The organism is Leclercia sp. GLN_9 (genome assembly GCF_043105735.1).
Classification (GTDB): domain Bacteria; phylum Pseudomonadota; class Gammaproteobacteria; order Enterobacterales; family Enterobacteriaceae; genus Enterobacter; species Enterobacter adecarboxylatus.
The window spans coordinates 82,555-99,923 of sequence record NZ_JBICLV010000043.1 but is presented as its reverse complement, the minus strand read 5'-3'; the positions used below and the strand labels follow the sequence as shown (position 1 = coordinate 99,923).

Genomic DNA, 17,369 nt, shown 5'->3' with positions numbered 1-17,369 from the left:
CGCTCACCTTTGGATTAACCGGCGTTCGCCTTCACGATCTCATCGATCAGCTTATTCACAGGCTCAAGGCTGATCTCGCGGGCATTACTTTCGTAAGCCGGGTTAGAACGGGCCTGGTTCGCCAGCATCTGACCGTCGCGGTTCGCGGTATCGACCGTGACCAGCGTGGAGAGGCCAATACGCAGCGGATGATCCGCCAACTGTTTCTCATCCAGCTCGATACGCACCGGCAGACGCTGTACCACTTTGATCCAGTTCCCGGTGGCGTTCTGCGCAGGCAGCAGGGAGAAGGCGCTGCCGGTACCCATATCCAGCCCGACAACTTTACCGGTGTATTTCACCTCGTCGCCGTAGATATCGCTGACGATCGTTGCGCTCTGGCCGATACGCATATGCGCCAGCTGCGTCTCTTTGAAGTTAGCATCCACCCACAGGTTGGTCGCGGGCACGACCGCCATCAGCGGGGTTGAGGAGCTAATCTGCGCGCCAGGCTGCACCGAGCGACGGGAAACGTAGCCGGTCATCGGGCTGACAATTTTGGTTCGCTGCAGCGCCAGCCAGGCATTGCGCACTTCCGTCGCCGCCTGTTTCACCGCAGGTTGTTGATCGAGGGTCGTATCCAGCACCATCGCCTGGTTAGCGTTATATTGCTGAACAGAGACATCCAGTTGGGCCTGCGCGCTGGCAACCGCGTCACGGGCGTGTTGCAGCTCTTCACGGCCAATCAGGTTAGCGTTACCGAGTGGAACACGACGATTGAAATCGGTCTGCGCCTGGGCGAGGGCGGTTTTCTGCACATTGATGCTGGCCTGCAGCTGTTTGCTGTTGATCATCAGCTGACGGGTCTGACGCACGCTCGAGGCCAGCTCGGTCTGTGCTTTTTCAAACGCCTGCTGGGCGTCGGTCGGATCCAGCGTGACCAGCACGTCGCCTTTTTGCACAAAGTCGGTATTGTCAGCCCAGACTTTCGTCACGCTGCCCGACACCTGCGCCATAATCTGAACCTGGTTCCCTGCAACGTACGCATCATCCGTCTCTTCAGTATGACGCAGTACTAAAAACCAATAGATCCCATATGCCACGGCAATGATAATAAAGAGCAAGGTCAGCAGCAGAAGGGCGCGCTTGCGTTTGCCTTTCTTCTTATTGACCGGTTGCTGCGGGGTTGTGTTCTCCGCATTTGCGCTCATGATTTTCTCCACGATCTTATTATTTCACATCGGCTGAGCCGACCTGTTATCAGAAAGGCCAGCACTGTGATGTGCTGGCCTGTCGGTTTTCTTATGAATCTGGATTTTTGGAGCGTGTCGTCGCGTTAGCGTAGCGCCTCAAGAACGGCGCCATCTTCATCCATCTGGTCCAGACGGGTGAGAAGCTTGCGGGTGATATGCTCGAGCTGCTCTTTCTCGGTACCACTTAAAGACGACCAGAGTTGATGCAGACAATTGTGCTGAGGTGGAAGCACCTCGCGCAGGAATTCGTGACCTTTCTCGGTCAGTTGCAGATGCAGACAACGGCGGTCGTTATCGCTTTCACGGCGTTCAATCCAGCCGCGTTTTTCCAGCTCATCGGCAATACGGGTTGCATTGGTACGAGACGAACCCAGGGCGCAACTCAGCTCGGAAGGCTGGATGCTGTGATTCTCCTGAGACTCCAGCGTAATCAACGCCATAAACAACGTCTCGTTAATCCCTTGAGCTTTCAGCATCTTATTGCGATTTTCCAGCAGCTTGCCCTGCATGTGCATGCAGAGACGGGTTAACAGGATCTCCTGATAAGGGAAATCTGCGTAGCGACTGGCGCGAAACTTAAGCATTTGTTCAATGGGCGTAAACGAACTATCCATTTGGGCATAACCTCATTAATTACAGCCGATATAGTAACGACAGTGACAAATAATGTAAATGAATTATTTGTGCGACTAAAATCCATCAGACAAATTTCACCGTCATCAAGAGCCGGGTAGATCCGTGACCCGGTAAGCACAGAAAAGAGGAGGGAGCACTGGCAAAACGGGGATGGGTCTTCGGGCGTAAGTTATTCATGCGGTATTCTAATATATTACCCACATAAAAATTTCCAGAATAAATGATTCCAGTCACCATAACAGACTGAGGGGTTCCTTAACACCCTAAGAAACCCCAAACTTATGTAAACCTTATTGAATAGCGTCCTGACGATGGTAGCCGCGCCACCAGACCAGCAGATTAAGGATAGCCATAACTGCCCCAACTGCACATACGCCCGCCCAGCCAGCATGCTGCCACGCCGAGGCTGAGATGAGCGACCCGGCGGCCCCACCGATGAAGTAGCTGGTCATGTAGCCCGCCGTCAGGCGGTTACGGGCCTCCGGCTTCACGCGGTAAATCACGGTCTGGTTGGTGATATGCACCCCCTGCACGGTGAGGTCCAGCACCAGAATGCCGACAATCAGCGCCAGCACCGAGACATGCCCGTACCAGATCGCCGCCCAGGAGAGCAGCAGCAGGACCAGACTGGCGGTCGTGGTAATGTGCGACTTGCCCTTATCCGCCAGACCCCCCGCCGGACGTGCGCCCAGCGCTCCGGCCGCGCCCGCCAGGCCGAACAGGCCAATCATCCCTTCGGAATAGTTAAACGGCGGAGCGGCCAGCAGAAAGGCCATTGAGGTCCAGAGGATGCTGAAGTTGGCGAAGGTAAAACAACCCAGCAGCGCCCGGGTACGCAGCAGTTTATCGTGTGTGAACAGACTAAAAACGGACCCCAGCAGCTGAGGGTAGTTGAGGTGGGTTTCGGATTTCACCTTCGGCAGGCCGCGCCACAGGGCGAGGGCCATCACCACCATCAGCACCGACGCCACCCAGTACACGGTGCGCCAGCCGCCGATGCCCGCCAGCAAACCTGCGACGGTACGTGCCAGCAAAATCCCCAGCAACAGGCCGCTCATAATGGTCCCGACCACTTTGCCGCGTTTTTCCGGTGAGGCGAGGGTGGCCGCGAGCGGCACCAGAATCTGCGCCACCACCGAGAACAGGCCGGTCAGGGCGGTGCCGAAGATCATCATCGCCAGCGACTGGCTGGAGGCGGTGATCAACATCCCGCCAGCGGCCAGCAGGGTCATGGAGACAATCATGGCCCGGCGTTCGAACATATCCCCCAGCGGGACGAGGAACAGCAGACCAACGGCATACCCCAGCTGCGCGGCGGTAACGATAAAACCGGCCGAGCTGGCAGACAGCGAAAAGTTACGCGCGATGGTTTCCAGTAGCGGCTGGGCGTAATAGTTACTGGCGACCGCCAGACCGGTTGCCACGGACATCAGAAGAATAAGTGCGGGGCTAAGCCTCTCAGTCGATTTTGTCATTAGGTTTTTGAAATCATTAGTTGAGTGATTATTTTTTCAGAAAACATAATAACGGATGAATAAGAAAGGAGGAGAACTGGTGAGTGATGGATTGTGCGGTTTGGGCTTCCCCCTCATTCCGGTCTTTCTTTCAGAGGAGAGAAGGTGTTCAGGCTCCCTCTCCATTCAAAGGAGAGAAGGTATTCAGGTTCTCTCTCTTCAGAGGAGAAAAGGTGTTCAGATTCCCTCTCCCTTCAGAGGTTAGAAGATGCTCAGATACCCTCTCCCCAAAGGGGGGAGGGTAATCAGGTTCCCTCTCCCCTCAGGGGAGAGGGTTAGGGTGAGGGGAAACCGCGCGCACTTACTTCTGCGCTGCAAGCGCCTCATTTACCCACGCATCAAACTGCTGCTGGTGGGCTTTGATCCAGCCATCAACGTGACCCTGAACATCGGCCTCAGACGATTTGCCCGCATGCATCATCGCGTTCTGGGCGTTGATATCCGCCAGCGGCAGCTTCATTACCGAGAACAGCTTCGCTGCGGCCGGGTTTTTCTCAGCCCAGGCTTTGTTCGCAACGATGTGCATGGTGTTAACCGGGAAGCCATAGTTCATGCCGTTCGGCAGTTTGGTGTCGATATCCTTCTGCTCGCCCGGCAGAGAGGAGAACGGCACCTGCAGCCACACCACATCTTTACCTGGCTTCAGCACGTCGCTGACCCAGTACGGCGTCCAGGTGTAATAGATGACCGGCTTGCCTTCCTTAAAGCGGGCAATGGTATCGGCCATCATCGCCGAGTAGTTACCGTGGCTAACATCCACGGTTTTGGCCAGGTCGAAGGCTTTGTTCTGGTGGTTAATCACCGCCTCACAGCCCCAGCCCGGGGAACAGCCCATCATGTCGGCTTTGCCGTCACCATTGGTATCAAACAGTTTGGCAATCTTGGGATCTTTCAGCTGTTCGATGTTGGTGATGTGGTACTGATCCGCAGTTTTCTTGTCGATCAGATAACCCTGTGCCGCACCGGAAACGAATGTCCCTTCACGGTAGAATTTCTTATCACCGCCCGCCGCGGCGTACATATCGTCATGCAGCGGCTGCCAGTTCACGGCAGTAAAGGTGGCATCGCCGGAGGCAATCGAGGTATAGCCCACGTTGTAATCCACTTCGCTGGGCTTATTGACGGTATAACCCAGCTTCTCCAGCGCCCGGCTAACCAGCCCGGTCTGGAACGACTCTTCGGAGATGGTGCTCTGTACCGGTTGCACGGTAATGCCTTTGCCAGGCAGTTCAGCGGCGAATGTGCCGGTAGAGACAAAGGTGGCAAACGCTGTGGCAAAAATTACGCTATGTCGCATCGTTGTTCCTTATTTTAGAAATGTACCCGTCATCATTTACGTTGCAGGTGCGTTGGCTCTGATCGCTTACCCCAGCCACAGCGTTATCTGTGTGCCTGGGGATTCGCTCTCTGGCCGCCTTCCTGCAACCCGAATTATTTAGGGAAAAAACGGGTGATTAACCCGACAGGGCCGGTGGTATACCAGCGACGGTTGCCGCGACTGCGTGAATCACGACCGACAGCCTGGGTCAGGCGGTCAAGAATGATGGCGAGGATCACGATCCCCACGCCGCCCACGGTGGCCAGCCCCATATCGAGACGGCCAATGCCGCGCAGGACCATCTGGCCAAGACCGCCGACAGCGATCATCGAGGCGATCACCACCATCGACAGGGCCAGCATCAGGGTCTGGTTCACACCGGCCATAATGGTCGGCATCGCCAGCGGGAGCTGAACCTTAAACAACATCTGACGCGGGCTGGCACCAAACGAGCGCGAGGCTTCAATCAGATCGGCGGGTACCTGGTTAATCCCCAGAATGGTCAGACGTACAATAGGCGGCAGGGCGAAGATAATGGTCACCACCACGCCCGGCACGTTGCCGATGCCAAACAGCATCACAATCGGCACCAGATAGACAAACGCCGGGGTAGTCTGCATCGCATCCAGCAGCGGCCGGATAATTTTGGCCGCCCGCGGGCTGCGCGCCAGCCAGATCCCCATCGGCAGGCCGATCACCACGCAGAAGAGCAGGGCGGTCAGCACCAGCGCCAGGGTGATCATCGCCTGCGACCAGGCACCGATCGCACCGATCAGGATCAGCGAGATCAGCGTCGCCACGCCCATCCCCGCGCTGCCAAACTGCCAGGCAATCAGCGAGAACAGCACGATAGCCACAGGTGCTGGCATGCCCAGCATCAGCTGCTGGAAGCCGTTAAGGATGTAATCCACCGGCACACGAATGCCCTGGAAAACCGGACGGAAGTGGGTCACCACCCAGTCGATCCCTTCGGTTACCCAGCGGTCGAGCGGGATCAGCGTCTTATGGAACGGATCCATAATGTTGAAATGCTCAGGTTCCGGTGCCGGGGCGCTGGTCAGCCAGTCGGCCGCGCCGCCATCGGTAGGTGCTGGCGCAGCCGGGGAAGAACCCCATGCGTCAGCGGATTGTGCCGCGCTGTCAGCGTCAGGTGCTGGCGTAGCCGGGGTGGAACCCCACGCATCAGCGGATTGTGCCGCGTTGTCAGCGGCGTCTGTGGTGCCCCACGGGTTAGATTGATCAGCCATTGTTTGCCCCCTCGCGATCTAAAGCCTGCAGCAGCATCCGTTTTGAGATGATGCCGACGTACTGTTGTTCTTCTCCGACTACCGGCACCGCGCAAGGCGCCTGGCCAACATGAGAGAGCAACTCGCTGAGCGGCGTTTCGGCGTCCACGGCAAGCGGAGCGTCAATCAACGCCGCATCGATACCCTGGTTTTCGCCAAGGGCGGTTTTCAGGGAATCGATGGAGACAACACCAACAAATTTATTACCGCGTTCAACCAGATAGCCGTATTCACGGTCTTCATCCTGCAACAGCTTCAGCGCCGAGCGTGGGCCGAAGCCTGGGGTTCTGCGGATAATGCCGTTCGGGGTGCGGCGGGCAATATCTTTGGCGCTAAATACCTGACTAATATCCACGCCACGGAAGAAGGTGCGCACGTAATCGTTCGCCGGATTATTCAGAATTTCATCCGGGGTTCCCACCTGCACCACTTCGCCGTTTTGCATAATGGCAATGCGGTCGCCAATTCGCATGGCTTCATCAAGATCATGGGAAATAAAGACAATAGTGCGCTGATGCCGCGATTGCAGTTTTACCAGCTCGTCCTGCATCTCGGTACGAATTAACGGGTCGAGCGCCGAAAAAGCTTCGTCCATTAATAATATATCGGGATTGATCGCTAATGCGCGGGCTAATCCCACGCGCTGACGCATCCCACCAGAAAGTTCATCCGGGTAGGCGTGGGCGTAATTTTCCAGCCCGACCTGACGCAGGGCATCCAGCGCTTTTTCCTGACGCTCACTGGCCGGTACACCGGCTAATTCCATACCGAAGGCGGTGTTATTTAACACCGTCATATGCGGCATCAAAGCGAACGACTGGAACACCATCGCGATCTTTTTTCTGCGCACCTCGCGAAGCTCGGCGTCCGATATTTTGGCGATATCCACGCCATCTATCAGCACCTGTCCGCGGGTGGGTTCAATCAGGCGATTGAGAAGGCGAACCATAGTGGATTTACCCGAACCGGATAACCCCATGATGACAAAAATCTCGCCTTCTTCAATGGCCAGACTGGCGTCTTTAACGCCAAGCGACAGCCCGGTTTTTTCCAGAATATGTTCTTTTGAAAGTCCTTTTTCAATATATTTGAATGCGCGCTGCGGGTGCTCGCCAAATACTTTATAAAGATTCTTAACTTCTAATTTAATTGCCATGCAATAAAGAATGTCCCGTTATTTATTTACGTCGATATATTTACCAGTGAATATAATTAACCGGCCATACCCTATCATACTCAGAATCTGAGACAACCCTGAATTGGCTTGTGGCATGATTTTTGCCGCGCGCGAACCGGCGCAATTTCCCATGAGATAAGGGCTGGGCGCGGTATGAATTTTTCTTGAGAAATGTCTTATTGAGGCGAAATTCGCGGAGAGATAACAAAAATGCAGAAGAATATGACAGGAGAATGATGCCGGTGAGGGCCGGAAAATATCACCCCAAAATCATGAGAATAATATTGCTCTCATGCCGGTGATATTTCCCCCCTGCGCCTTACAAAAGATCGTTCTTATCAATGCCCAGGCGCTTCATGCGCGACAGAAGTGTGGTGCGCTTCAGGCCCAGGCGTTGGGCCGCCCCTCTTGGCCCGGCGATCACGCCGTTGGTCTCTTTCAGCACGCGCATAATGTGTTGATATTCCTCTTCGCCTTCACGAAGCGTACTGACTGCCGTCTCCGGCGGCGTAGCGCTGACAAACCGGGGGTAATCGATATCCGGTAGAGACAGTTGCAGGACATTACCGCGGGTGAGCAACACGGCGCGCTCAATCACGTTTTCCAGCTCGCGCACGTTGCCTGGCCACTCCATCTTGCTGAGCTGACGCAGCGTATCCGCCGGGATGCTGTCGATATTGCGCCCTAAGCGGTGAGCAATTTTGGAGGTGAATGACTTCACCAGCAGCGGGATATCTTCCGGGCGTTCCCGCAGCGGCGGCAGGAAGATCGGGAACACGTTGAGCCGGTAGTAAAGGTCGCTGCGGAACTCACGATCGGCGACCATTTGCGTTAAGTCGCGGTTAGTTGCGGCAATAAGGCGCACGTCGGTGTGGATGGTGCGGTTGCTGCCGAGCCGCTCGAACTCCTGCTCCTGGAGCACACGCAGCAGCTTGGGCTGAAGCTCTAACGGCATATCCCCCACTTCATCGAGAAACAGCGTGCTTTTGTCCGCCAGTTCAAAGCGGCCAATATGCTGGGCACTGGCACCGGTAAAAGCTCCGCGCTCGTGGCCGAACAGATCGCTTTCCAGCAGCCCGGCGGGCATTGCCGCGCAGTTCATCTTCACCATCCGGCGATCGCTACGCCCGCTCAGGTTATGAATGGCGCGGGCAATCAGCTCCTTGCCGGTGCCGGTCTCGCCCAGAATCAGCACCGTACTGTTGCTGTGCGCGACCATCTCCACCTGCTTCATCACCGTCATCATCGGCGAGCTGCGGCCAATAATTTCGCCAAAATCGGTGGCGACGTTATTGATCTGCTCGGTGAGGGCGAGGTTCTCGTCGATCAGCCGCTCCTTAAGATGGCTGATTTCGCGGTAGGAGAGGGCGTTATCCACGGCAATGGCGATGCGTTCGGCAATCTGATTCAGCAGTTCCAGATTCGAAGCCGTAAACACCTGCGCCTTGCACTGCGCCAGCTTCAGGGTGCCGAGGATCCGCTCGCGGAAGATCAGCGGGAACAGGCACAGGGTCTGATCCTGTTCGCCCCACATATCAAACAGCATGCGTTCGTAAGGGGCATGCTGATCCCGGCTGTGCAGATTAAGCATCAGCATCTTTTTGTTACGCATGACTTTTTCAGACAGCGTGCCTTTCTCGTCCACCTCGCTCTGATCGTACAGCGGTGCGTTTTTATCCAGGTAATGGGTGGAATAGACGAGGAGCTTGCCCTTGCGCTCGCTGCGCAACACCATGCTGATGGAATCAATGCCGAAGTTGCGCTGGATCTCCCGGGAAACCTCCGTCACCAGCTCGTCGAGGTCGAGTTTAGACAGCACCGCGTTAGTGATGGCGACCAGCAGACGAAAGTCGTTGCGTTCCCGGCACAGCACCTCATAGCTGTCGCTACTGTTCTGGCGGGCCATCAGCTGCTCGACTGCCAGGCCCGCCGCCTGAGTCAGCGTTTGCAGCCGGGAAAAGTCGCTGTCGCTCCAGGGGCGATCGTTGTTGCGCAGGAACTCGCAGCCACCAAAGATCCGACCGTCGGCCGCCAGCGGCGTCAGGCAATAGTGGGCCAGGGGGGTGTACAGATCCAGGCGGGCCAGCGCTGGCCAGGTCTCTTTAAAGGTCTCTGCCTGGCAGTGCAGCACGTCCGGGCGCGACAGCATGCGGCGAAAAGGCCCGTTCGCCAGCAGCGGCTCATCTTCATAGCGGATATCCCGATCCTGCTCGTCGGTGCTGTACAGATAAACGCGACGCTGCTCTGGCTGCCAGAGCAGAATGTTCGCGCGATCGGCCAGGTTCATCTGCCGGGCATGCCAGGCCAGTGACCGCGCGAGGGCGCAGAGATCCGGCTGTTGCAGCAGGGTTCGGGTAATATCGAACAATCCTTGATCGAGGGGATCGTTCGTGGGTGTATACGACATGCGTTATATCCAGAAAAATGAGAAGCGAATGGGTGCTGCCGGGGTCAGCAAATGCGCGGTAGCGGTTCGGCATGCGGCAAATTCAGGGTTCGCTTCACGCCGTAAAGTCCAGCAAGCCGGACGCCTTTGCGCTCTACTACCTCGCCAATGATGGCCGCGTCCTGGCCCAGAGGATGTTGACGTACTAAGCCTAGCACGCGCTCCGCTTCATGGCGTCCGACGGCAATCACCAGTTTGCCTTCGTTGGCAAAGTTGAGCGGATCCAGTCCCAGCAACTCGCACGCGCCGCGCACGGCGGGCTTCACGGGCAGGGCGCTCTCCTGTAATTCAATGCCACAGCCGCTGCTGGCGGCAAACTCATGGGCGACGGCATTCACACCGCCGCGGGTCGCATCGCGCAGGGCTTTAATGCCCGGCTCTGCCCGCAGCGCCTGAATGAGCGGCGTCAGCACGGCGCAGTCACTGTGCAGATCGCCATCCAGACCTAAACCTTCACGCAGATTCAGGATGGTGGCACCATGATCCCCCAGCGTGCCGCTGACCAGCAGCACATCGCCCGCCGCAATCTGGCGCATGCCCCAGTTTACGCCTGCGGGAATCGAACCGATACCGGCGGTGTTAATAAACACTTTATCCGCCGCCCCACGGGGGACGACTTTGGTATCGCCGGTCACGATGGTAATACCCGCCGCCGCGGCTGTCGCGGCCATGCTGGCGACGATGCGTTCCAGCGTTGCCATCTCCAGCCCCTCCTCCAGAATAAAGCCGCAGGAGAGCCAGCGCGGGATCGCGCCGCTGACGGCCACGTCATTAGCCGTACCGCAGACAGCCAGTTTGCCAATATCGCCGCCGGGGAAAAACAGCGGGTCGATAACGTAGCTGTCCGTGGAAAAGGCCAGCCGATCGCCCTGGGCGGTCAGTTCCTGAAGGGGAATGCGGGCCTGATCTTCCTGCTCGTTCAAAAGCGGGTTGGCAAAGGCGCGCATAAAAAGCTCACCGATCAGCTGCTGCATGGCCTGTCCACCGCTCCCGTGGGCGAGGGTTATCTGTTTCAACTTTCACACTCCTGAGAACGGTACTGATACCAGGCGCTACACGCCCCTTCTGATGACACCATCAGCGCGCCAAAGGCGCTTTGCGGCGTGCATTTATTACCAAATAACGGGCACTGGGCCGGTTTGCAGCGCCCGGTCAATACCGCGCCGCAGCGTGCCTGAGGATCGTCGCAGATGTCTTGTGCGCGGGTGCTGAAGTGGCGCTCGGCATCAAACTGGCGATACGCGTCGGTGAGATGCACGCCGGAGTGATCAATTACCCCCAGCCCGCGCCATTCGCTTTCGCCTTCGATGGTAAACACCTTGTCGATAACCGCCTGCGCCAGCGGGTTGCCCTCTTCCGGCACGATGCGGCGATACTGATTTTCTACCTCGCTCACGCCCGCGATTTTCTGCTCAACCAGCATTAACACCCCTTGCAACAGATCCACCGGTTCAAACCCGGCTACCACCAGCGGGCGCTGATATTCATCTGCGATAAAATCGTAGGCGTGGGTGCCAATCACCATGCTGACGTGGCCGGGGGCCAGAAAGGAGTCGATGCCATTCTCCGGCTGTTCCAGCAGGCTTTTCAGCACCGGGATTAGGGTGATGTGCTGGCAGAAAAAGAAGAAGTTCTGCACGTTGGCCGCTTTCGCCTGACGCAGGGTCAGGGCGGTGGCGGGCATGGTGGTTTCGAACCCGAGGCCGAAGAACACCACTTTACGATCCGGGTGCTGTTGGGCCAGCTTCAGCGCGTCGGCAGGGGAGTAGATAATCCGCACATCCGCGCCGCGCATCCGGGCATCCAACAGGGAGCCATTTTTACCCGGCACCCGCATTGCATCGCCGAAGGTACAGAAGATCACTTCCGGGTGGCTGGCGATCTCAATGCAGGTGTCGATCCGCCCCATTGGCAGGACGCACACCGGGCAGCCGGGGCCGTGAATAAACTCGATATTTTCCGGCAGGAGCTGATCCAGGCCGAACTTGAAGATGGCGTGAGTGTGGCCGCCGCACACCTCCATAATCCGCAGCGGGCGCTGCGGGGTGTAAGGCAAGGCCTTGGCGCGGGCGTTAAGCGTCTCAATCAGGCGCATCACTTTTTGCGGGTCGCGGTATTCATCAACAAAACGCGTCAGCGGGACTCCTCGCCAAACAGCAGCGGGCCGACGTCCGGCTCGACGTCAAACATATTCTGTAGCGCGGCGAGGGTGTCCAGCGCCTCCTCTTCATTAATCACGCTCATGGCGAAGCCAACATGCACCAGCACCCACTGGCCGAGACGGCTGTCGCCGTTTTCATCGCACGCGCCGACCAGGGTGAGATCCACATCGCGCAGCACGCCGCAGACCTCCACTCTGGCCTGCATACCGTCCGCGATGGCGCTGATTTTACCGGGAACGCCTATGCACATCGCTGCGCCTCCAGCCAGTTAAGCCAAGCATCCATGCCGTCTCCCCGCGTGGCGGAGACAAGCAGGATCGCAATATCCGGGTTCACTTCCCGCGCGGCGGCGAGGCATCTATCCACGTCAAAGTTAAGGTACGGCAGCAGGTCAACTTTATTGAGCAGCATGATGGAAGCTGCGGCAAACATGTGCGGGTATTTCAGTGGTTTATCTTCGCCCTCGGTGACGGAGAGCACCGCCACCTTGTGGCGTTCACCGAGATCGAAGCTGGCCGGGCAGACCAGATTGCCGACGTTCTCGATAAACATAATGCCGCCATCGTCCAGCGGCAGGCGCTGCATCGCATCATGGATCATCTGTGCGTCCAGGTGACAGCCTTTGCCGGTATTGACCTGGATCGCCGGGGTGCCAGTGGCGCGGATCCGCTCGGCGTCATTCACGGTCTGCTGATCGCCTTCGATCACTGCGCAGGACACGCGATGCTGTAAGCGCTTTAAGGTCTCGGTCAGCAGGGTGGTTTTACCGGACCCGGGGCTGGAGACCAGATTCAGCGCCAGTTGTTGCCGTGTGCTGAACCGCTGGCGGTTGCGTTGGGCGAGCTGATTATTTTTGCTCAGCACGTCGATTTCAATCTCAACCATTTTACGCTGGCTCAGGCCCGGCGCATGGGTGCCCGCGACTCCCTGGCCGTAATCCAGCTGGCCCGGCTGCTGTTCTGTGGGGGCAAAGTCCCCGCCGCCAATCCGCGTGACGTGAAACGCCTGGCGTGGTGCCGGGGAGAAAGGGGCGCTGCGAAAAGCGGAATGTGCATTCCGCTCGTCACCTTCTATATAGAGGTTGCCGCTATCGCAACCGCAGGTGGTACACATGGTTTACTCCTGTTCAATTTCCAGACGCGTGATATGCAGTCCGTCGTCAGCGACGATATTCAGACTTGCGCCGCCGCATTGCGGGCAGCGTCGTACGCGATGGGTAAGTAACTGGACGTACTCCTGACAGTCCTGACACCAGCATTCCGCTTGCTGTTCTTCCAGATGCAGCCCGCAGCCTTCGGCCAGGGTGCCGCGGCACACCAGCTCAAAGCAAAATTGCAGCGCGCTGCTTTCCACACAGGAAAAAGCGCCGACGCGCAGCCAGACATCCGTCACCCGTTTCGCGTGATGCTGATGGGCCTGTTGTTCGATCAATTCCAGCGCCTGCTGGCAGAGGGTAATTTCGTGCATTGTGCTATTCCCGGTGGAGTCTTGCCGGGTAAAGCAATATTGATGCCATCTTTTAGAGAGGGAAAAGCGGGAAAGTAATAACGGGCCTGACAAAGATGACGAAATGACATGTCATTTTCTGTGATGTGGCGGGCTTTAAAATTTAATATGTTTTAAATCAGCACTTTAAAAAATGGCATGAAATGTGCTTAGTGAAGCGAACTCTTTATACAGGACGCATCAGGTATATCACCATGACACTTACCGAATTGAGCGAAAAAGCCCATTTTATTGCCGGACAACAGCGGACGCTCCGCGCCCACTGGAACCACTACGGCAACTCCCTGGTTCAGGCCATTACCCTTTCTAAAGCCAGTCTCTACCTGAGTGTGGGCTGCAATAACGACAGCGGGCTTGGTTTCTGGCTGTTCGACCACTTCCTTATCCGCGTGACGCCTGAGCAGGCGTTTAACGGGCACATCTTCAATTACACCATCGAAGCGCGTGACAACGAGGAGAGCGTGCTGATTGGCCGTGCCCGACTGAGCGACGACGGGATGCTGGACGGCACCATCGCCATCGACCAGCGCGAGGAGGTGCTCGACCATTTCCTCGAGAAAATCAACGGGGTCTATGCCGCGCTGTACGCCGCAACCGAACGCGGCGAATCGCTGACGCTGGCGACACTCGCGCAGCACCACGCCGCCGTCTGAATGCGATGTCGTCAGGTGTCGAAAATGACACTTCCGCCATTTTTCGTCAAAAATGACTATCACCAGAGGAAACCAGGTGAATCGTTTTGTAATTGCTGATCCCACGCTGTGTATCGGGTGCCATACCTGTGAAGCAGCCTGCTCAGAAAACCATCGCCAGCATGGCCTGCAAAGCCAGCCGCGGCTGAAAGTGATGCGTAACAACACCGACTCTGCGCCGCAGCTTTGCCATCACTGCGAAGATGCTCCCTGCGCCCAGGTGTGCCCGGTCAATGCCATCACCCGGATTGACGGTGCCATTCAGCTCAATGAAAGCCTGTGCGTCAGCTGCAAACTGTGCGGTATTGCCTGCCCGTTTGGCGCCGTCGAGTTTGCCGGGAGCCGCCCGCGGGCCATTCCTGCCAACTGTAATACCAGCAAGGCACCGATGGCCGCCCCGGCACCCGCCCGCGTCAGTCCGTTCCTGGACTGGGTGCCCGGCGTGCGCGCCATCGGGGTGAAGTGCGACCTGTGCTACTTCGACCCCGACGGCCCGGCGTGCGTGCGCACCTGCCCGACCAAATCCCTGCGTCTGATTAACAACGAGGACATCGCACGCGCCAGCCGGAACAAGCGCGAACTCACCCTGCATACGGATCTGGGCGATCTGTCGCTGTTCCAGTCGCAACAAGGAGAGCTTTGATGAACGCCTTTTCGTTAATTAACCCGGCGCTGGGCATCTATGTGATAAGCGCCGTGCTGGCGTGGGTGGTTTGCGCCCACAAGCCGCTCAGCGGCGCTATCGCCGGGATCGGCGGGGCGATGGCCAGCGCCATGACGGTGGGGGCAGGGGCGATCGCGCTGATCGCTTCACAAACCGGGCCGCTGTACGCAGAGATGGCCTGGCTGCACATCGGCATGCAGATGACCGGTATCCGCGCGATATGGCTTATCGCCATTGGCCTGCCAGCGTGCCTGGTCAGCCTGTATACCATTGCCTGGCACCGCCACCCGCAGGCGAAAGCCAACGGCCTGCTGACCAACCTGCTGATGGCCGCCGCCGTGGCCGCCATTATGGTCGATAACCTCGGCTGGCTGGTGGTGATGGCGGAAGTGATGGCCCTGTGTGGCGCGTTTCTCACCGGCTGCGCCCAGTCCGGCAAGCTGTGGTTTGTGCTGGGCCGTCTGGGGACGATCCTGCTGGCCATCGCCTGCTGGCAGGCGTGGGGCTACTACGGCACCCTGAACTTTGGGGCGATGAGTGCGCTGGCAACCGCGCAGGCACCGGGGGCCAGCGTCTGGCTGCCAGGGCTGGCGGGCTTTGGCCTGCTGGCCGGGGTGATCCCGCTGCACGGCTGGGCACCGCAGGCACATGCCAATGCCAGCGCCCCCGCTGCCGCGCTGTTCTCAACGGTGGTAATGAAGGTCGGTCTCTACGGCATGCTCACCGTTTCCCTCAGTGGCGCGCTGCCTCCGCTGTGGCTGGGTGTGCTGCTGCTGGTGATGGGGATGCTCACCGCCTTTATCGGCGGGCTGTACGCCCTGATGGAGCACAACATCCAGCGCCTGCTGGCGTACCACACTCTGGAAAACATCGGCATTATCCTGCTCGGTCTCGGGGCGGGCGTCACCGGTATTGCGCTGCACAGCAATCTGCTGATTGCGCTGGGCTTCACCGGCGGCCTCTACCATCTGGTCAGCCACGGGCTGTTTAAAACCACGCTGTTCCTCGGCGTGGGCGCGGTGTGGTATCGCACCGGCCATCGCGATATCGAGAAGCTGGGCGGCATCGGCAAAAAAATGCCGCTCATCTCGCTGGCGATGCTGGTGGGGCTGATGGCGATGGCGGCCCTGCCGCCGCTGAACGGTTTTGCCGGGGAGTGGGTGATCTATCAGTCCTTCTTTAACCTCGGCACCCACGACGCCTTTATCGCCCGCCTGCTGGGGCCGCTGCTGGCGACCGGTCTGGCGATCACCGGCGCGCTGGCGGTGATGTGTATGGCGAAAGTCTATGGCGTCACCTTCCTGGGCGCACCGCGCACCAAGGAGGCGGAAAATGCCTGCTGCGCGCCCTGGCTGATGACCGCCAGCACCTTGCTGGCGGCGTTGTGCTGTGTGGCGGGCGGCGTGGCGGCCCCCTGGTTCCTGCCCATCGTAAGCCAGCTGTTCCCGGTGAGCGGCGGCGAGATCTCCACGGTGTCGCAGCCGATGATTACCCTGCTGTTGCTCGCCGGTCTGCTGCTGCCGTTCATCCTGATGGTGATCTGCAAAGGCGATCGCCTGCCGAACCGCTCCCGCGGCTTTGCCTGGGTCTGCGGTTACGACCACGAAGCCGCGATGGTCATCACCGCCCACGGGTTTGCTATGCCGGTGAAAGAGTCCTTTGCCCCGGTGCTGAAGCTGCGCAAGTGGCTCAACCCGGTCCGCTTTATCCCCGGCTGGCAGTGCAGCAGCACCGCCGTGTTGTTCCACCGTATCGCCCTGATTGAGCTGGCGGTGCTGGTGGTTGTCGTTATCTCCCGAGGAGCCTGAACATGACCCTCATTTATGCATTGCTTCAGGCGCTGGTGCTGTTTGCCTTGGCGCCGCTGCTGGCGGGCATTACTCGCGTAGCGCGTGCCCGTCTGCATACCCGTCGCGGGCCGGATATCTTCCAGGAGTACCGGGATCTGATCAAACTGCTGGGCCGCCAGAGCGTGGCCCCGGCGGCCTCCGGCTGGGTCTTCCGTCTGATGCCCTTTGTGATGGTGGCGGTGATGCTCGCCATTGCCACCGCGCTGCCGGTGATCACCCTTAGCTCTCCACTGCCTGCGCTAGGGGATCTGATCACCCTGATCTACCTCTTTGCCATTGCACGCTTCTTCTTCGCCATTGCCGGGCTGGATACCGGCAGCCCCTTCACCGGGATCGGTGCCAGCCGCGAAGCGATGCTCGGTGTGCTGGTAGAGCCGATCCTGTTGCTGGGTCTGTGGGTCGCCGCCCAGGTGGCAGGCACGACCCACATCAGCGCGGTGACCGCGACGATTTATCACTGGCCGGTGGCACACAGCCTGACGCTGATTCTGGCGATGTGCGCCTGCGCTTTCGCCACCTTTATTGAGATGGGCAAGCTGCCGTTTGACCTCGCCGAAGCCGAGCAGGAGCTACAGGAAGGCCCGCTGTCGGAATACAGCGGCGCGGGTTTTGCCCTGCTCAAGTGGGGCATCAGCCTGAAACAGCTGGTGGTGCTGCAGATGTTCGTCGGGGTGTTTATCCCCTGGGGGCAGATGACGCACTTCTCCGCAGGCGGTCTGCTGCTGGCGCTGGTCATTGCAGCGATCAAGCTGGTGGCGGGCGTACTGGTGATTGCGCTGTTCGAGAACAGCATGGCGCGTCTGCGCTTTAACGCCACCTCCCGGATAACCTGGACCGGTTTTGGTCTGGCATTTTTAGCTTTCGTCTCCTTGCTGGCGGCGTGACT

Annotated in this window: 16 protein-coding genes; 4 read left to right on the top strand and 12 right to left on the bottom strand. The window is 58.4% G+C overall.

From position 1 onward, the window contains the following. Window positions 1-14: 14 nt before the first annotated feature. The 12 genes from emrA to hypA all read right to left on the bottom strand — a co-directional run bounded on the left by emrA (window position 15) and on the right by hypA (window position 13,238). Entirely contained in the window at window positions 15-1,190 is a 1,176-nt protein-coding gene (gene emrA, locus ACF8PE_RS22175; RefSeq protein ID WP_032613565.1) for a multidrug efflux MFS transporter periplasmic adaptor subunit EmrA, read from the bottom strand. 125 nt (window positions 1,191-1,315) lie between these two features. Further along, entirely contained in the window at window positions 1,316-1,846 is a 531-nt protein-coding gene (gene mprA / locus ACF8PE_RS22170) for a transcriptional repressor MprA (RefSeq protein WP_032613564.1), read from the bottom strand. A 312-nt stretch (window positions 1,847-2,158) separates the two neighbouring features. Then, entirely contained in the window at window positions 2,159-3,343 is a 1,185-nt protein-coding gene (locus tag ACF8PE_RS22165) for an MFS transporter (protein ID WP_392495299.1), read from the bottom strand. 340 nt (window positions 3,344-3,683) lie between these two features. Continuing rightward, window positions 3,684-4,679, bottom strand: coding sequence for a glycine betaine/L-proline ABC transporter substrate-binding protein ProX (proX, locus tag ACF8PE_RS22160; RefSeq protein WP_077226157.1), 996 nt, complete (start codon window positions 4,677-4,679; stop codon window positions 3,684-3,686). Between the two features lie 134 nt (window positions 4,680-4,813). Then, window positions 4,814-5,947 (bottom strand): glycine betaine/L-proline ABC transporter permease ProW, encoded by a 1,134-nt coding sequence (proW, locus tag ACF8PE_RS22155; RefSeq protein WP_392495298.1) that lies wholly within the window; start codon window positions 5,945-5,947, stop codon window positions 4,814-4,816. Further along, window positions 5,940-7,142 carry a glycine betaine/L-proline ABC transporter ATP-binding protein ProV gene (proV, locus tag ACF8PE_RS22150; protein ID WP_032613556.1) on the bottom strand — a complete coding sequence of 401 codons (1,203 nt, stop codon included), beginning with the start codon at window positions 7,140-7,142 and terminating at the stop codon, window positions 5,940-5,942. Before proV ends, proW begins: the two co-directional genes overlap by 8 nt. Window positions 7,143-7,482: 340 nt before the next feature. Beyond that, the gene (flhA, locus tag ACF8PE_RS22145; RefSeq protein ID WP_077226158.1) at window positions 7,483-9,570 is read right to left on the bottom strand and encodes a formate hydrogenlyase transcriptional activator FlhA; all 2,088 of its coding nucleotides are present in this window, start codon (window positions 9,568-9,570) and stop codon (window positions 7,483-7,485) included. 44 nt (window positions 9,571-9,614) lie between these two features. Next, window positions 9,615-10,625, bottom strand: a complete 1,011-nt coding sequence (gene hypE / locus ACF8PE_RS22140; RefSeq protein ID WP_032613552.1) for a hydrogenase expression/formation protein HypE — start codon at window positions 10,623-10,625, stop codon at window positions 9,615-9,617. Further along, complete coding sequence (hypD, locus tag ACF8PE_RS22135) at window positions 10,622-11,746, bottom strand: hydrogenase formation protein HypD (protein ID WP_392495315.1); 1,125 nt, start codon at window positions 11,744-11,746, stop codon at window positions 10,622-10,624. The genes hypE and hypD overlap by 4 nt, the downstream gene beginning before the upstream one ends. Then, window positions 11,743-12,021 carry a HypC/HybG/HupF family hydrogenase formation chaperone gene (locus tag ACF8PE_RS22130; RefSeq protein WP_117386724.1) on the bottom strand — a complete coding sequence of 93 codons (279 nt, stop codon included), beginning with the start codon at window positions 12,019-12,021 and terminating at the stop codon, window positions 11,743-11,745. The genes hypD and ACF8PE_RS22130 overlap by 4 nt, the downstream gene beginning before the upstream one ends. Next, window positions 12,012-12,884 (bottom strand): hydrogenase nickel incorporation protein HypB, encoded by an 873-nt coding sequence (gene hypB / locus ACF8PE_RS22125; RefSeq protein WP_392495297.1) that lies wholly within the window; start codon window positions 12,882-12,884, stop codon window positions 12,012-12,014. The genes ACF8PE_RS22130 and hypB overlap by 10 nt, the downstream gene beginning before the upstream one ends. 3 nt (window positions 12,885-12,887) lie before the next feature. Beyond that, entirely contained in the window at window positions 12,888-13,238 is a 351-nt protein-coding gene (hypA, locus tag ACF8PE_RS22120; RefSeq protein WP_032613544.1) for a hydrogenase maturation nickel metallochaperone HypA, read from the bottom strand. A 233-nt stretch (window positions 13,239-13,471) separates the two neighbouring features. On the opposite strand from hypA, the gene ACF8PE_RS22115 reads away from it, so the two are divergent. The 4 genes from ACF8PE_RS22115 to ACF8PE_RS22100 all read left to right on the top strand — a co-directional run bounded on the left by ACF8PE_RS22115 (window position 13,472) and on the right by ACF8PE_RS22100 (window position 17,367). Next, window positions 13,472-13,930, top strand: coding sequence for a transcriptional regulator (locus tag ACF8PE_RS22115; protein ID WP_392495296.1), 459 nt, complete (start codon window positions 13,472-13,474; stop codon window positions 13,928-13,930). 76 nt (window positions 13,931-14,006) lie between these two features. Beyond that, entirely contained in the window at window positions 14,007-14,612 is a 606-nt protein-coding gene (locus tag ACF8PE_RS22110; RefSeq protein WP_032613540.1) for a 4Fe-4S dicluster domain-containing protein, read from the top strand. Then, window positions 14,612-16,441, top strand: coding sequence for a formate hydrogenlyase subunit 3 (hycC, locus tag ACF8PE_RS22105; RefSeq protein WP_392495295.1), 1,830 nt, complete (start codon window positions 14,612-14,614; stop codon window positions 16,439-16,441). Before ACF8PE_RS22110 ends, hycC begins: the two co-directional genes overlap by 1 nt. A 2-nt stretch (window positions 16,442-16,443) precedes the next feature. Next, window positions 16,444-17,367, top strand: a complete 924-nt coding sequence (locus ACF8PE_RS22100; RefSeq protein ID WP_151586264.1) for a respiratory chain complex I subunit 1 family protein — start codon at window positions 16,444-16,446, stop codon at window positions 17,365-17,367. Window positions 17,368-17,369 lie beyond the last annotated feature (2 nt).

What these genes read in the sequence shown, in the direction of transcription:
- hypA (WP_032613544.1), bottom strand. Translation starts at nt 13,238, where the DNA reads ATGCACGAAATTACCCTCTGCCAGCAGGCGCTGGAATTGATCGAACAA.
- ACF8PE_RS22130 (WP_117386724.1), bottom strand. Translation starts at nt 12,021, where the DNA reads ATGTGCATAGGCGTTCCCGGTAAAATCAGCGCCATCGCGGACGGTATG.
- mprA (WP_032613564.1), bottom strand. Translation starts at nt 1,846, where the DNA reads ATGGATAGTTCGTTTACGCCCATTGAACAAATGCTTAAGTTTCGCGCC.
- emrA (WP_032613565.1), bottom strand. Translation starts at nt 1,190, where the DNA reads ATGAGCGCAAATGCGGAGAACACAACCCCGCAGCAACCGGTCAATAAG.
- ACF8PE_RS22165 (WP_392495299.1), bottom strand. Translation starts at nt 3,343, where the DNA reads ATGACAAAATCGACTGAGAGGCTTAGCCCCGCACTTATTCTTCTGATG.
- flhA (WP_077226158.1), bottom strand. Translation starts at nt 9,570, where the DNA reads ATGTCGTATACACCCACGAACGATCCCCTCGATCAAGGATTGTTCGAT.
- ACF8PE_RS22100 (WP_151586264.1), top strand. Translation starts at nt 16,444, where the DNA reads ATGACCCTCATTTATGCATTGCTTCAGGCGCTGGTGCTGTTTGCCTTG.
- proV (WP_032613556.1), bottom strand. Translation starts at nt 7,142, where the DNA reads ATGGCAATTAAATTAGAAGTTAAGAATCTTTATAAAGTATTTGGCGAG.
- proW (WP_392495298.1), bottom strand. Translation starts at nt 5,947, where the DNA reads ATGGCTGATCAATCTAACCCGTGGGGCACCACAGACGCCGCTGACAAC.
- ACF8PE_RS22115 (WP_392495296.1), top strand. Translation starts at nt 13,472, where the DNA reads ATGACACTTACCGAATTGAGCGAAAAAGCCCATTTTATTGCCGGACAA.
- hypB (WP_392495297.1), bottom strand. Translation starts at nt 12,884, where the DNA reads ATGTGTACCACCTGCGGTTGCGATAGCGGCAACCTCTATATAGAAGGT.
- hycC (WP_392495295.1), top strand. Translation starts at nt 14,612, where the DNA reads ATGAACGCCTTTTCGTTAATTAACCCGGCGCTGGGCATCTATGTGATA.
- proX (WP_077226157.1), bottom strand. Translation starts at nt 4,679, where the DNA reads ATGCGACATAGCGTAATTTTTGCCACAGCGTTTGCCACCTTTGTCTCT.